A 14,843-nucleotide genomic window follows, 5' to 3' on the forward strand; every position below is an offset into this window, starting at 1 on the left:
GGGGCCCGCAGCGCGGTGGTGAGCACCCGGAAGGCCGAGACGACGTCCGCGTCGGAGTACAGCATGAGCGAGGCAGCGGCCGAGGCGGTCGCCAGCGAGCCGACGTCGGCGTCCAATCGGCGCGCGTCGGCGAGGAGTTGGGAGACCGACCGGAGATCGCCCATCACCTCGGCCGCGAAGTACGCGGCCCCGGCCAGGCGCTGCGACCGGTGCTCGGGATCCGGGCTCAGATCGGCCGACCGTGTCATCGCCGCCACCGCCGCGGACGGGTCGCCGCGTTTGAGTGCCTGGATCGCCTCGTTCTGGAGGAGGGTGGCCACCTCCTCGTCGGGGCCGAAGGAGGCATCGGCGAGGTGCCAGGCGCGGCGTCCCGGATCGGCGCGCCCACAGCCGGCGAGTGCCCGGTGGGCCTTGCGCCGTTGCTCGGGCCGGGCCAGTTCCACGACGGCGGAGCGCACCAGTGGATGGCGGAAGACGACCGAGTGGCGGCGGTCGACGACGACGATGCGCTCCCGTTCGGCGATGTCGAGGTGCTCGGCGGCATCGGGCCCCACCACGCTCTCGGCGGACAGTGCCTGGCCCGAACCGTCCAGGGCGAGCAGCAGGAGCAGATCCCGGGTCTCCGGCGCGAGCGCGGCGATCCGGGCGGTGAAGATCCGGGTGAGCCGTTCGGTCAGTGGCAGCACGGCGGGCAGCATGTCCGCCGTGGGGTACCGGTCCGAGGCCAGCGTCGCCGGCAGTTCGACGAGGGCGAGGGGGTTGCCCTGGGACTCGGAGACGATGCGCCGCCGCACGTGCTCGGCCAGCTCCGGGTAGCGGGCGAGTGGCGACCAGCGGCCGTTCCCGGGCGGCGAGCAGGAGCAGTGACAGGGCCGCGGTCGAGATGAGGATGCGTGAGGGTGTCGCGCCCTGGCCGAAGCCCAGTGCCACCCGTAGAGCGCTCTCGTGGTCCGGGCCCTGGGCTTCATCCCGTGGTTCCCGATGGCCACCGGCCGGCGCGCGCGCCAGTCGTCCGGGCCCGAGCGGGAGAGCCCGCCCTTGGTGGCGATCACCAGGTGCTCGGAGTACGGGTGCAGGGCCTTGCGGATGAGCCCCGGCCTCCTCGGGGTCCTTGGGGTCGCCCCACACTCCGGGGCCCGTCAACTGCATCGTGCCTGGCGACCAGCGTCCAGGAGGGGATCGTGTGCCAGGCGGCGGCCGTGGCCGAGGAGGCGAACGACCACGCCGTTCCAGCTCGAAGCGTCGGCGAAGGCGCCGTGCACCAGTACCACCGTGGGCTTGGGGCGGCGCGGCTGGTATGGGCGGAGGCCAACGGGATCAGGGACAGGCCGGCCGAAGCGGTGACAGCGGCGGTGATGAGAAGGGTGCGCAGCCGGGTGCTCCTGCTGCAGCAGGAGGGCAAGATCCGCCCGGAACGCCTCTACAGCACCGAGGGATCGGTACGCGGCTGGCTCCTCACCGTGACCCGCAACCTCGTCGTCGACCGGATGCGCAGCGCCGTCGCCCGCCACGAGACCGTCGGCGCCGAGGACAAGGACATGCCCCTGCCCGACCACACCGGCGCCGTACTGGCCTCCGTGGTCGCGACCGGCCTGCTGCGCCGGCTGTCCCACGAGCACCGGGAGGTCCTGCTGCACACCTATCTGTGCGGCCGGACCGTCCAGGAGACCGCGCGCGTCCTCGGCATACCCGCGGGCACCGTCAAGTCCCGCCGGCACTACGCCCTCAACATCCTGCGCTCCGAGGCCGGCGAGAACATCCGACGCGAAGTCGCCTGAACCTTCACGACACAGACCCCGTGTACCTGCCGACCACACGTCACGGGCAGCGCACCGGGGGATCGCAATGGCACGTCGGCACTCCAGACCCGAGGAGAAGGCGGTCTCGTACGAGGAAGCGCTCGCCCTGCACACCCAGGGTGGGCCGATGCGCCCGCTGGTCGCCGTGGGCGGTGACGTCCTCACCCCGCTCGGCCCCGACCTGACGGACGAACCGGCCTTCGTGATCGCCGGACCGCCCCGCACCGGACGCAGCACCGCCCTGCTCGTCGCGGCGGAGTCGCTGCTCGCCGCGGGCTCCGGCCTCGTCGTCCTCGCGCCCCGGCGCTCGCCGCTGCGCCGACTGCGCGGACGGCCCGGCGTGGCCGCCCTCATCACCGACGCCGAGGTGACGGCCGACGAGTTCCGGCAGATCCTGGGCAGTGTGCCCGAGGAGTACGGCGTGATCGTCGTGGACGACGCCGAACTGTTCATGGGCGCCGAGATCGACTCCGACCTCGCCCGGCTCGCCCGCGGCGGCTCCGGAACCGGCTGGGGCGTCCTCGCCGTCGGCGACGCGGAGTCCCCGGCGCCGAACCGGAACGGCTGGATGGGCCGGGTGAAGCGCAACCGCACCGGCATGCTGCTCTCCCCGCAGCCGGGCCGGGGCCTGCTCCACCTCGGCGACGGCATACCGCGGCCGGTCCAGGTACCGCTGCTGGAAGCGGAACTCTAGAAGCTGGCGGCGACGCCCTCGCTCTCCTCGGGAGAGACCTGGACACCGTCGTCCGTCACGAAGCGGAACGTGCACGTGATGGCGTCGAAGAGGTCGTACACCTCGTGTTTCAGCGGCAGGTTGGGGCTGGCGAGGGTCACCACTAGGAAGTCCTCCGTGCTGCCGGGCACCGGCATCATCGTGTGCGTCGTCAGCAGCTTGACGTCGACGTCCCCGGTCAGCCGGGTCGCCTCGGTTCCGGTGACGCGCACCACCGTGCCGACGTGGGGCACCTTCACCGAGGTGACGACCCGGTCCTTGGGCGCCACACCGTTCGCCGAGGAGACACCGAGCCGCGCGGACAGCACGGGGAGGGCGAGTTCCTCGCCCTTGGGCGTGTCGACGGCGAAGACCATGCCGTACGCCATGAAGAGGCCCTCGGTGTACATCGTCGCCGTGCCCGCGGCGAGCAGCGCCCCGTGGCGGCGGGCCGACATGGCCACCTCCCGGCCCTGCCGGAACATGTCGTCGATCCGGGCCTTCTCGAAGGGGTCGTCGGTCGAGGCCAGGGCCTGAGCCCGAGTCCTGGCCAGTTCCTTCCCGCTTCGGTCGACCTGCTCCCAGGAGTCCGGGATGTCCAGCAGAAAGCGCTGTGCGGTGTTCATCGGTCAGCTTCCACCTTTTCCGCTGTCCAACGTGTGGTGTCCGCCGTGAACACGAGGTCGGAGGCCCGAAACGTTCACCGGCCTACGACCCGGTCGTCCCGAAGGTGATCCGGTAGTAGCAGGCCCCCTTGCACGGCATCGTCGCCCCGTCGTCGAAGGCGTACGAATAGGCGTAGGGGGCCGCCTTCTTGAAGACCTGGGTGTAGTCGACCGGCCACTTCGACGGGACGCAGTTCTCGCGGCCCGCCCAGGCACCGCGACAGCAGTACGTGGCTCCGCCGAAGGCCGCGCAGGGCGGCTTGCAGCCGACGACCTGCCCGCCCGACACCGCCCGCATCGCGGTGGGGCAGTTGACGTCCGAGGTGCAGACGCCCTTGTAGCAGCCACTGGAGCTGACCGGGTCGACGGTCGTGGTGTGGGAGATGTTGATCCACATCGGCAGGTTCGAACCGTCGACCATGCTCACGTCGTAGAAGTCCATCCCCGCGTACGCGTCGAACGTGAACTCACCCAGTGTGGTGGGCGGGTTGGCGCCCTCGCAGACGCTGGTGCAGTCGCCGGTCGCGCAGTGCCCTGCGGCCGTCGAAGTACACCCTGTCCGACCCCAGATCCGGCCGCCCCAGTTGTTCGCCACGGTCACCGACAGGCTCTGGCCCGGGGCGAGTTCGCGGCCCTTCGGATAGACGGCGGTGTTGGTGACGATCGCCCAGACCGTCTTCGGGGTGCGGTTGACGACCGTGATCAGGCGCTTGCCGGCGGGGGCGGTCGAAGGCTGGTTCGCCGCGGGTGCGTCCGCCTTGGCGGTCGGCTCGGGCGTGCCCTTCTTCGACGCGCCGGCCTTGGGGGAGGGGGAGGCCGAAGGCGACGGGGAGGCCGAGGTGCTGTCGCTCGCCGAGGGGGAGGGCGAGGCGCCGCGGGACGCGGCCGGGCGCGCGGCCGCGTCCTGGTGGGCCGTAGCGCGGGTGCCGCCCGTTCCGGACGGCGTCCACACGCTGTAGGCGATCAGCACGGTGGCGGCCGTCGCGAAGGCGGCCGCCGCCACGTACCACCAGCGTCGGCCGTCCCGCCGTCGGCTCGCACTGTGTCTTCTGCGTCCTCGTGCCATCGTCCTCGGGCCTTCCTGATGCGCTTCGGATGCGGTCCAGATGCGGTCCTGCGTATCGGTGACCTTTTCGGCGGCGGCTCGACAACATAAATTCGGACGCGACCGGCTGATTTCTTTTGTTGTCCTGTTTTCTGTAGTCCCTGCGCGCGTCGGCGGTCTCCGAATCAGAGAGTTGCCACGGCCGGACCACACGCGGAGGAACGAACCCAGATGCGCAAGAAGCCCAGGAGTGGCCCCGACGCGGGCGTGGTGACGGCCGCGTGCGCGGGGGACCGGCAGGCCCTGGATCACCTGCTGACGCAGTGCCTGCCGCTGGTCTACAACATCGTCGGCCGGGCCCTGAACGGTCACGCCGACGTCGATGACGTCGTACAGGAGACGCTGTTGCGCATGGTGCGGGGGCTGCCGAAGCTGCGGGATCCCTCCGCGTTCCGGTCCTGGCTGGTGGCCATCACGATCAGGCAGGTGCGGGACCGTGAGCAGGCGCGGGCCACGGACCGCGACCGCAGGGCGCATCTGGAGGACGCGGAGGCGATCACCGACCCCGCCCTCGACTTCGCCGGACTGACCATCCTGCGCCTGGGACTGACCGAGCAGCGCCGTGAGGTCGTCGAGGCCACCCGCTGGCTCGATCCGGACGATCAGGAACTGCTGTCCCTGTGGTGGCTGGAGGAGACCGGCGAACTCGAACGGGCCGACCTCGCCGGTGCGTTGGGCCTGTCCGACCGGCACGCCTCGGTCCGCGTGCAGCGCATGAAGAAGCAGATGGAGGTCTCGCGAGTTGTGGTGCGGGCGCTGGTCGCCGCGCCGCGCTGCGTGGAGTTGGACGAGACGGCCTCGACGTGGGACGGCGCGCCAAGTGCCTTGTGGCGCAAGCGATTTGCCCGGCACATCCGCGACTGCGGGGTCTGCCGGGGACTGGACGAAGGCCTCCTCCCGATGGACCGGCTGCTCAGCGGCCTGCCGCTGCTGGCCGTACCGGCCCACTTCGACGTGTCCCGGCTGCTGGACGCCGCCCCAACTCCCGCTCCCTCAGGGCACGGTGGAACACACCGGCGACTTGGGAGCCGCTCCGCCCGTATCGGCGGCAAGCAGCTCGTGGGCGGTTCGGCGGCGGTCGCCGTCGCCGTGGTGGCCGCGCTGGTCGCGCCCCGGCTGACGGGCGGTTCCTCCCCTACGACGGCGGTGGCGTCGCCGTCTCCCACTCCCGTGGTCAGTGTCACGCCGAGTCCCACGCCCTCACCCTCGGCCTCTCCCAGTCCGTCCCCGAAGGCCAAGCCGAAACCCTCGCCCTCGAAGCACACCCCCGCCGCTCCCGTGCACATCGCCTCCGGCGCCAAGAAGGGCGTCGGGGTCTGGTCGTTCGGCGGGGTCAGCCAGGCGCTCGCGGCCAGCGGGGCGAGCTGGTACTACACCTGGTCCACCCAGCACTCCGGCATCACGACCCCCTCCTCGGGCTCCTTCGTGCCCATGATCTGGGGCGCGAAGTCCGTCACCGACTCCTCGCTCGCCCAGGCCCGTTCGTACGGCCCGTATCTGCTGGGGTTCAACGAACCGGACATGGCGCAGCAGTCGAACATGACGGTCGAGCAGGCGCTGCAGCTGTGGCCGAAGCTCATGGCGGCGGGCAAGATCCTGGGCAGCCCCGCGGTCGCCTACGGCGGGGACACGGCGGGCGGCTGGCTGGACCGCTTTATGTCCGGGGCCAAGGCGAAGGGCTACCGCGTCGACTTCATCACCCTGCACTGGTACGGCGGCGACTTCCGCACCCCGCAGGCCGTGCAGCAGCTGAAGTCCTACCTGGCCGCCGTGTACGCGCGCTACCACAAGCCGATCTGGCTCACCGAGTACGCGCTGATCGACTTCTCCCAGGGCACCCGCTTCCCGACCGCGCAGCAGCAGGCGGACTTCGTCACCGCGTCCACCAAGGCGCTCGACGGACTGTCCTACGTGCAGCGCTACGCGTGGTTCGGGCTGGGCGCGGACCCGTCGAAGCCGAGCAGCGGGCTCTTCACGAACGGTACGACGACGACCGCGGCGGGCCGGGCCTTCCAGTCCGCGGACTGACCGGCCCGGCCGCGCGCACGGTCAGGGGCTCACTCCCCAGGTGATGCGGTAGCCGCACTCTCCCGAGCAGGTGAGGACGCTGGTCGCGTCGTCGTTGACGTAGGAGTAGGCGAAGGGCTCGGCCTTCTTGAACACGGCGGCCGAGTCGACCGGCCACGACGAGGGGACGCACTGGGGGCGCGCCGCGTAGGCGCCCGTGCAGCAGGTCTTGTCGGTCTTGAACACCAGGCAGGCGCTGAGGCACGCGACGACGCGACCGCCCCTGATCCGCTGCAACTCGGCGGGGCAGGTCGCGTTGGCGTCCCGGGTGCACCCGGCGGCGGAGCAGCCGTTCGCGTCGATCCTGTCCTTGGACGAGCCGCCGTAACTGTTGATCCACATCGGCAGGTTGTTGCCCTCGACCAGGCTGACGTCGTAGAAGTCCATGCCGTTCCAGGCGTTCAGGTTGAACTCGGCCAGTGTGGAAGGGAATTCACCCCAGGTAGACCCGCACTGGAAGTGGCCGCAGTCCCCGGTCGTGCAGTGGCCGTTGCCGGCCGCGTCGAAGGAGCAGCCGGTGCGCGCCCACACCCGGACGTCCCAGTGGTCGGGGACGGCGAAGCTGACGCTCGCCCCGGGCTTCAGCACCCAACCCGTGGCCTCCACAGGGTGTTTGGGGTCCGCGGCGATCGCCGGCCAGATCGTCCGGTCGAGCCGGTTGACCAGGGTGACGGTCCGCTTGCCGACGGCCTTCGCCTGCCCGGCGGTCGTACGGGACGGCGAGGCGCTGACGTGAGGCGACTTGTGCGCGCGGGGAGTGGGAGAGGGCGAGGACGTGGTCCGCGCCGACGAGGTCGTCGTGGGCGAAGTGCGGGGGAGCGACGGGGAGTTGGCGGTCGCCGTGGCGTGCGTGGTCGACGGGTCCGCGACGGTACGGCCGTCCGACGACGACCCGGTCTGCGCGCGGGCCAGCAGTACTCCGGTCACCACCGCGAGGCAGGTGAGGACCGCGGCGGCGATCATGGCGGCCTGTCTACGAGGCATCTCTCAACACTCCTGTCCGTGCCACGTCTCCGCCGTGCGGTGACGCGGCCGGCGGAGCTTCCGTAGAGGAGACCGGCGGCCGTCGTGCCGGACAACCGAAAACGGGACGGCAATACCTGTTTCGGACGAGCGCGCCGTGAGTGAGCAGTACTGGCCACAAGTCGATCAGAAGTTGGCAACCCGGTCGCGATTGATCGGCCGTACATTGCGTCAGCGGGGCCGAAGATCATCTGATCGGCCCGGAAGTCCGGATACCCGCGACCTTGTCGCAGGAATCGCGACCATGTTCAGAAAGTGCTCTGGAGACACACCGATGAAGATCGCCAAACGTCTCGTCCTCACCACCGCGGCCCTCACCGCCGTAGCCGGCGCCACGCTCGCGAGCGCGACCGTCGGCCAGGCCGCCACCCCGAAGCCGCCCCTCCGCCTCGGTGTCACCGTGCCCGACGCGCTGAAGGTCCCCGACGGCAACAAGCTCACCGGCGTCTTCTCCGCCGCCGGCGTCCAGACCTACACCTGCACCAACGGCGCCTGGACCCTGCTGGAGCCCGCCGCCACCCTGTGGGCCAAGAACGACCGCACACACCGCTCCGTCGCCCTCCACTCCCGTGGCCCGGTGTGGGTGTCCACCGTCGACGGCAGCGCCGTCAACGGCTCCGCGGTCGCCAACTCGCCCAAGACCGGCACCATTCCGGAGCTGCTGCTGAAGGCCACCGCCACGCGCGGCACGGGCGTCTTCGGCGGCGTCTCCTACATCCAGCGCCTGGGCACCGACGGCGGTGTCGCCCCGGCCGGTGCCTGCACGGGCACGGACCAGGTCAGCGTCCAGTACACGGCCACGTACGCGTTCTACAAGCCCGCCGAGTAACAAGGCAGTTGATACGAGGGCAGGGGCAGTGGCCCTCCGGGCGACCGGGGGCCACTGCCCCTGCCGCTGGGCGGTAAGCCCCTCAACTCCCTTGCGGCGGCTCCTGTTCGGCCCTGATCCGGCCGTGTACCTCCCAGTCCCACACCGTCTCGCGCACCTCGTCCAGCGCGCGGGCCAGATGTCTGCGATACGTGCTGAACGCCAGGTTCAGCTTCCGCGCCACGGCCTCCTGCGTCGACGTCGAGTGGTACGTCGCCGTCAGCACCTCGTACAGATGCCGGGTCCGGGGATGGGCGTTCAGCCGCTGTACGGCCTTGCAGATCAGGTCGCGCAGCGCGGTCACCGGGTCGCCCTCGCTGAGGTCCTCCACCAGCCGGCTGCGCAGCAGCGGGTTGTCGGCGAGCCCGCCCGGGTCGAGCCAGCCGCGCAGCGCCTCGCGGACCGCGGCGTCCGACTCCTCCCGACTCAGCGATGTCAGACGGGACTTGGGCTCTCCGGCAGCCACCGCCGGTGCCCCGCCGAGCAGTCGGGCGTCGATCCCCTCGGCCCACTCCTCCACCCGCGCCGCCCGCCAGTCGTGGCAGAACAGGCCGTACCCGCGATCCGCGCGGACGGTCTGGCGGGGCGGCTGGAACATGCCCATGTAGGTCATCAGCGGCGCCCAGAACTTCGGTTCGGCACTGACGAAGCAGGACCAGGCACAGTGCTTGGCGCGCAGCAGCTCGAAGACGATCCGCATCCGCACCAGGTCCCACGACCGCGAGGGCCGGTGATGGTTCTCCTCGTGCACCATGAACCGGGCCACACCGAGGTGTTCACCCTGGCGCGGGGGAGTCATCGCCGACACCAGGTCCCAGGCCTCGGCCGTCACGGGGTCGGCCGCCCGGGTCTCGTCGTCGAGTTCGTCGATCCTCAACCAGGCCATGAATCCCAGCAGTCGGTCCGTGTCGCAGCTGCGGTGGACGTGGAACGCCTCGGGCTGCCGCGCCAACCAGTGGGCGACGACACGGGCGTTGTGCTCGCCCTCGACCCTCCGGGTCAGCTCGATCAGCACCGGGGCGTCCTCCGGCCGCAACGGTTGCTCATGGACGGCCGCTTCGTCCCGGCCGCCCTGGAACTCGCGCAGCCACTGGGCCCTGGAGACGATGTGGTTGAACTCGCGGGCGGCCCGCAGGGCTTCCTTCTCCGGCGCCTCGCGGACGCGCTCCACCAGATGACGGCGCACCCTGCGGTGCATGGCCTTGTAGCGCTCCGGATCGCGCCAGCGGAAGTCACTGTCGAGGGCGTCCCGGACCACGTCGTACGGGCACACCCCGAAGGGACCCGACTTCATGAACGACAACTGCCGCAGCCAGGCGAAGAGTTCGGTGGCGTCCTCGTCGGGGAGCGCCACCCGCAGCAACTCCTCGGTGGTGTCGGCGACATGGCCGCACACCTCCAGAGCCCGCCGGTGCGCGGACGACGGCGGCCTGCCGACCAGATGCGTCAGCAGCCGGTCGACGACCGTGCGCAGCGGCGCCCAGAAGACCTCGTCCGTCGACGTGTTGTCGTGCGCCGCCGCCTCCGCGGCCAGCCGCAGGGCGAGCGGATGGCCCGCGGCGAACCGGAGCAGCGCCGCGTGCGAGGACGGGTCGACCCCCTGAGAGGTGAGCAGGGCCGCCGAGTCCGCCGGCCCCAACTCCCGTAGCGGCACTACCTGGAGCACCTCGCTCCACCCGAGGTCCGCCTTCCAGAGCGGGTCGGGGGCGAGCCGTCCCGCGACGACGACCAGGGCACCGGCAGGTAACCGGGGGAGGAAGCGGTCGCGTATCCACTCCTCCATGTCCCGGTAGCGCTCGAAGTCGTCGACCAGCAGGACAGCGTCGTCCTGGACGAAGACCTCGGCGGTCGCCGACTCGAAGGCCGACGGGGAGCGGTCGATCGTACGGGCGTCGACGCTCACGACCGGCCGGCCCATGGCGCGTGCCTCCGCGGCGAACCGCTGGAGCAGGGCGCTCTTGCCGATGCCGCCGGGTCCGTGCAGCACGACGACCGTCGGGGCGCCCGGCTCTCCGGCCGCCGCGCGGCGGAAGAGAGCCAGTTCGCGCTCCCTGCCGACGAAGTACTGCAACCGGGCGGACGCCAGTCTGTCGGCCAGCACGGCGGAGTCCTCCTGCGCCATGGCGTTCCTTTCCCCGGAGCCGACCTCTTCGGGCCGCTGCGAAACCTACCGGGTCGGACCGGACCACGGGACATGGCCGGACCTTACGTAGGTCTTACCGGAGAGGGTGGGGCGTCCATGGAAACGGTAAGAGACCCGCTTCTTTGTCCTATTCGCGCTCGTTGAGGAACGCGAAGGGGTTCGTAGCCCTCCTTCTGTGTGAAGGAACGAGCACAGGCAAGGAACCGGGGACTGAGTGGCATGGGTTTGACCAGCGAGACTACCGTTTATGTGATGGCGGCCGTCGCCGTCGTCTGCGTGGCGCTGCTTGTCTGGCTGTGGCCGCGGCTCGCCAAGACCGGCGTCCGGCAGGTGCTCGGGCGGCTGACGGCCATCGGAGTGACACAGGTCACGATCATCGCCGCATTCGCGTGCTGGCTGAACTCCTCGTACCAGTTCTTCGGATCCTGGGACGAGCTGTTCGGCAACACCGACACCACGCCCGTCGGCGTGACCCAGGCGGCCGACCACAACGGCGGCGCGACCGGCGTCTCCGTCAAGGGCGCGCTGGTGCAGCCCGCCTCCGACGAGCAGCTGAACCGGGTCAGCGGACTGCCCACCGGCAATCCCGCGGTCAACGGCAAGGTGGAGTCCGTCAAGGTCATCGGCCGCCGCACCGGCGTCGTCGACCCGGCCTTCGTCTACCTGCCCCCGCAGTACTTCCAGAAGGCGTACGCCAGGCAGCGCTTCCCCGTTGTCGTCGCGCTGAGCGGCTACCCGGGCAGCATCTTCAACCTCGCCCAGTACCTGCGGGTCTCGCAGACCGCCGGTGAGCTGCAGAAGAACGGCCAGATGCAGCCGACCATCATGGTGATGATCCGGCCCACCATCGCCCCGCCGCGCGACACCGAGTGCGTGAACGTCCCCGGCGGACCGCAGACCGAGACCTTCCTCGCCAAGGACCTCCCGCAGGCCCTGAAGTCCGTCTACCGGGTCGGCCACGACGCCAGCGCCTGGGGCGTCATGGGCTACTCCTCCGGCGGCACCTGCGCCCTGCAGCTGGCGATGCGCAACCCGCACGTGTACACGACGGCCGCAGGGCTCTCGCCCGACTACAGGATCAAGGACGACCCCACCACCGGGAACCTCTTCGGCAGCGGACTGGGCCGTGTCAACCGGGTCAACGGACACGACCTGATGTGGCGGCTGAAGCACCTGCCCGCACCTCAGATCTCCGTCCTGGTCGCCGAGAGCAAGCACGGAGAGCGGGGCTATCCGCAGACCCTCGCCTTCATCAAGGCCGTCAAGGCGCCCATGCGGGTCGTGTCCATCCTGCCCGAGTCCGGCAGCCACAACTTCCCCACCTGGGTACGGGAGATGCCCGCTACCCTGAAGTGGATGAACCAGCAACTCACCTTCCCCCAGGACGTCGTGCCCCGCCACGTCGCCCCGAAGAAGGGCCACAGCACCGTACGCGCGGAGGGCACCGAGCCCACCCCGACCGCCCGCACTCGCAAGTAGCGCCCGCCTCAGGGGCGTTGGCCCCGGCCCAGCGTCCGGGGCAGCTGGCCCCGGCGCTGGATGCCCAACTTCCGGTAGGAACTGGTGAGATGGGTCTCCACCGTCCGGCGGGCCAGGTGCAGCAGACCGGCGATCTCGGTGTTGGTGCGGCCGTCGGCGGCCAGCTCGGCGACCCGGCGCTCGCTGTCGGTGAGCGACCCCGAACCGGTACGGGCCGGGACCCTGCGCCGCGCGCCGCTCTCGCCCAACGCCCGCTCCGCCAGGGCCCGTAGCCGGGTCGCGCCCAGCCGCTCGGCGCGCTCCGCGGCCTCCCGCAGACACCCGCGGGCCCGCCTCCGGTCCCCGACCGCGGTCAGCGCCCGGCCCTGCGCGATCAGCGCCGGCACCAACTCGGTCTCCGTCCCCTCCGGCGCCTCCCGCAACAGCCCCACGGCCTCCTGGGCCAGCTCCACACCCCGCCGCCCACCCGTCGCCGCGGCCAGCACCCGCAGCGAACGGCCCACCGTGCGGGGCGTGTTCCACACCCGGGCCAGCCGCAGCTCCTCCTCCGCCAGAGCGATCGCCTCCCGGGAGCGGCCGAAGACGAGCCGGCACTCGGCGGCGGCCGAACGCCACGGCGTGACGACCGGGCTGACCACCTCACGGGCCGACTGCCGGCGCCCGCACTCCAGGAAGTCGTGCAGCGCGCCCGCCGGATCCCCGCCCGCCGCGCGCAGCACACCCCGCGCGTACAGGAAACGGTTCAACTCCCAGGAGTCGGGCGCCGATCGCAGGTCGAAGCCGTCCGCGAGCCGCAGCGCCCGCGACTCCTGTCCGGTCGCCAGCAGCGCCAGCAGGATGTGGGCGTGCCCGTTCGACGGCGTGCCGCGCGCCCAGTTCCGCGCCCACGCCTCCGTCAGCAGCCGCCCGTGCTCGCCCCGGGCGGACAGGATGTCGGCCCGTACGTTGGTCAGCGCGTCGTGCATCGGATGCAGCAGGTCGGGACGCTGCCCGACCAGCCCGCGCTCCACCAGCCGCTCCGCCTCCGGGAGTTCGTCGGCCCACTGGGCCACGGCGGCGGCCGTGCCGAGCAGGAACGGCTCGGTCAGCGGGTCGGCGGGCTGGGCCAGCAGACCGCGCAGCCGCCGCATCGCCTCCGCCGCCGAGATCAGACCCGCCGTCGCCGCATGCCGTACGACCAGCGCCTGACCGGCCGTGCCGACCAGCTCCGGTGAGTCCTCCGCGGCACCACGGAGCCACCGGTACACGTCCTGCCGCACCGACTGGTCCTGCTCGGCCAGCAGCACCGAAGCGGTCTGGAGGGTGCGCACCAGTAGCGGACGGTCCGTCAACTCGTCCTCGGCCGTGCGCAGTACGCCCACGGCGGCCACGGTCCTGCCCCGGCCGGCCAGCGCCGTGCCGAGAGCGACGGCCGCGCGCATCGTGTCCTGCGGCGCCCCCGACAGCCGTAGCGCCTCGCTCAGCCGGGGGATGCCGGCCGAGGAGGTCCGCGTGTACTCCAGAGAGCCCAGCTCGGTCAGCAGCCGCTGTCTGCGACCGTCCGGCAACGGCTCCTCCAACACCCGGCGCAGAAAGGCGACGGCGTCGTCCGCGCGCCCGTCCCGCAGCGCGAGCGAGGCCGCCTCCTGGAGCACGGCCGACGTCCAGGGCGCGCCCACCGGGTCGGCGAGCAGCAGCTGCCGGGCGACCGTGTCGGGGGAGCCGCCGTGGCGCTGCATCGTCTCGGCCGCCGCCGCGTGCGCGGCCCGCCGCCTGACCGCGGGCACGCCGGTCAGCACCGCGTCGCGCAGGAGTGGATGCGCGTAGCGCGGGCGCCCGTCGGGGTCCGGGCGCAACACCCCGAGCCCGGTCATCGCGGTCAGCCAGCCGGCCACCCGCGCCGGGTCGGCACCCGCCAACTCGGCGATCAGCGCGGCCAGTTCGTCGACGGGAGCGGGCGCGGTGCGATCGGCGGGCAGCGCTGTGGGCGCGTCCCCGGCCCAGCCCTCGTCCAGCGCGGCGAGGATCCGCGCGACCTCGCCGGTGGCCGGGCCCGCGCACTCCAGCCACCAGGACACGGCCGCCGGATACGCCCCCGGGTACAGCGCGGCGGCCGTCTCCGGCACCTTCGGACTCCGGCCCGCGCCGAGGTCGTCGAGCAGGGCGCGCAGCAACAGGGGGTTGCCGGCGCCGGCCCGGACACAGTCGTCCACCCAGGGCCCGGGAGCGTCGGCACGCACCGAACGGACCAGCCCGGCCGCCGACTCGGCGGTCAGCGGGGCCAGGGTGAGGGTGCGCACCAGCGCGGGCGACAGCGTGTGGGTCAGCCCCGGCTCGGCCGGCTCGATGTCGTACTGGCTGCGCTCGGTGACCACCAGCAGGATCCTTAATCGGTCCACGTGCCGCGCCGACTCCACCAGCCATCGGTGCGAGGCGGCATCGGCCAGATGGACGTCGTCCACGGCGATCAGCAGCGGCGCCCGGTCGGCGTACGAGCGCAGTACCCGCCCCAGCCGGGCGGCGCTCGCCCGCTCGTCCCCGCCGACCGCGAGATCCGCGAACTCCGGTACCGGGCCGAGGAGTTGCTGGACGGCGGCGTACGGGACGGCCTGGTCGCGGGGCGAACAGCGGGCCCGCAGCACCCGCATGCCGTGCGCCGCCGCGTCCTCGACGGCGGCCTCCAGCACGGTGGTACGGCCAGTCCCGGTGGCCCCGCGCAACAGCACGAGACGCCCCGAACCGGCCCGGGCCTGCGCGGCCTCCGCCGCCAACAGCCGTGCGGCGTCCCGGTGTTCGCAGGGCATCACGGACTCTCCGGCGTCAGGTGTGGTCCCCGTCATCGCGGCCTCCTCGTATCCGTAGTGGTCCCTCGTCCGTCCGATCTCGTGGTGCTGCTCGTGGTGCTCCACGATTGCGCGCGTCCCACCCGCCCCACGAGGGTGAGGAGTACACGGCCGCCACCAGCACAACCGGGGTGGCACGTATGTGGATTCGAGGGAGAAC

Annotated in this window: 10 protein-coding genes and 2 pseudogenes; 5 read left to right on the forward strand and 7 right to left on the reverse strand. The window is 71.8% G+C overall.

Annotated features, from left to right (window positions below; translation table 11 throughout):
• Positions 1 to 794: pseudogene (locus ACIBJH_RS39385) on the reverse strand (LuxR family transcriptional regulator); the annotation flags it as partial.
• Positions 795 to 1,199: 405 nt separating this feature from the next.
• A pseudogene (locus ACIBJH_RS39390) lies at positions 1,200 to 1,271 on the reverse strand (alpha/beta hydrolase); the annotation flags it as partial.
• Here ACIBJH_RS39390 and ACIBJH_RS39395 point away from each other — a divergent pair.
• Both ACIBJH_RS39395 and ACIBJH_RS39400 read left to right on the forward strand, forming a co-directional pair.
• On the forward strand, positions 1,257 to 1,778 hold the full coding sequence (locus tag ACIBJH_RS39395) for a sigma factor-like helix-turn-helix DNA-binding protein (protein WP_399121745.1): 522 nt from the start codon (positions 1,257 to 1,259) through the stop codon (positions 1,776 to 1,778). The pseudogene ACIBJH_RS39390 and the gene ACIBJH_RS39395 overlap by 15 nt on opposite strands.
• Before the next feature lie 67 nt (positions 1,779 to 1,845).
• Complete coding sequence (locus ACIBJH_RS39400; protein ID WP_399121746.1) at positions 1,846 to 2,493, forward strand: hypothetical protein; 648 nt, start codon at positions 1,846 to 1,848, stop codon at positions 2,491 to 2,493.
• Here ACIBJH_RS39400 and ACIBJH_RS39405 read toward each other — a convergent pair.
• Entirely contained in the window at positions 2,490 to 3,137 is a 648-nt protein-coding gene (locus tag ACIBJH_RS39405) for a hypothetical protein (protein ID WP_399121747.1), read from the reverse strand. The genes ACIBJH_RS39400 and ACIBJH_RS39405 overlap by 4 nt on opposite strands.
• 82 nt (positions 3,138 to 3,219) lie before the next feature.
• Positions 3,220 to 4,179, reverse strand: a complete 960-nt coding sequence (locus tag ACIBJH_RS39410) for a thaumatin family protein (protein WP_399121748.1) — start codon at positions 4,177 to 4,179, stop codon at positions 3,220 to 3,222.
• Between the two features lie 273 nt (positions 4,180 to 4,452).
• Here ACIBJH_RS39410 and ACIBJH_RS39415 point away from each other — a divergent pair, with 273 nt between their 5' ends.
• Entirely contained in the window at positions 4,453 to 6,309 is a 1,857-nt protein-coding gene (locus tag ACIBJH_RS39415) for a sigma-70 family RNA polymerase sigma factor (RefSeq protein WP_399121749.1), read from the forward strand.
• Positions 6,310 to 6,330: 21 nt separating this feature from the next.
• Here the strand turns inward: ACIBJH_RS39415 and ACIBJH_RS39420 are convergent, their stop codons facing one another.
• The gene (locus ACIBJH_RS39420) at positions 6,331 to 7,332 is read right to left on the reverse strand and encodes a thaumatin family protein (RefSeq protein WP_399121750.1); all 1,002 of its coding nucleotides are present in this window, start codon (positions 7,330 to 7,332) and stop codon (positions 6,331 to 6,333) included.
• Between the two features lie 313 nt (positions 7,333 to 7,645).
• On the opposite strand from ACIBJH_RS39420, the gene ACIBJH_RS39425 reads away from it, so the two are divergent.
• Positions 7,646 to 8,200, forward strand: a complete 555-nt coding sequence (locus ACIBJH_RS39425; protein WP_399121751.1) for a DUF3455 domain-containing protein — start codon at positions 7,646 to 7,648, stop codon at positions 8,198 to 8,200.
• 82 nt (positions 8,201 to 8,282) lie between these two features.
• Here ACIBJH_RS39425 and ACIBJH_RS39430 read toward each other — a convergent pair whose 3' ends face one another.
• Positions 8,283 to 10,361, reverse strand: a complete 2,079-nt coding sequence (locus tag ACIBJH_RS39430; protein ID WP_399121752.1) for an ATP-binding protein — start codon at positions 10,359 to 10,361, stop codon at positions 8,283 to 8,285.
• A 240-nt stretch (positions 10,362 to 10,601) separates the two neighbouring features.
• On the opposite strand from ACIBJH_RS39430, the gene ACIBJH_RS39435 reads away from it, so the two are divergent.
• A complete protein-coding gene (locus ACIBJH_RS39435) occupies positions 10,602 to 11,861 on the forward strand; it encodes an alpha/beta hydrolase (RefSeq protein WP_399121753.1) in 1,260 nt (419 codons plus the stop codon).
• Positions 11,862 to 11,869: 8 nt separating this feature from the next.
• Here ACIBJH_RS39435 and ACIBJH_RS39440 read toward each other — a convergent pair whose 3' ends face one another.
• Positions 11,870 to 14,644, reverse strand: coding sequence for an AAA family ATPase (locus ACIBJH_RS39440; protein ID WP_399121863.1), 2,775 nt, complete (start codon positions 14,642 to 14,644; stop codon positions 11,870 to 11,872).
• Positions 14,645 to 14,843: the final 199 nt, after the last annotated feature.

Source organism: Streptomyces sp. NPDC050548 (genome assembly GCF_044457385.1).
Lineage (GTDB): Bacteria > Actinomycetota > Actinomycetes > Streptomycetales > Streptomycetaceae > Streptomyces.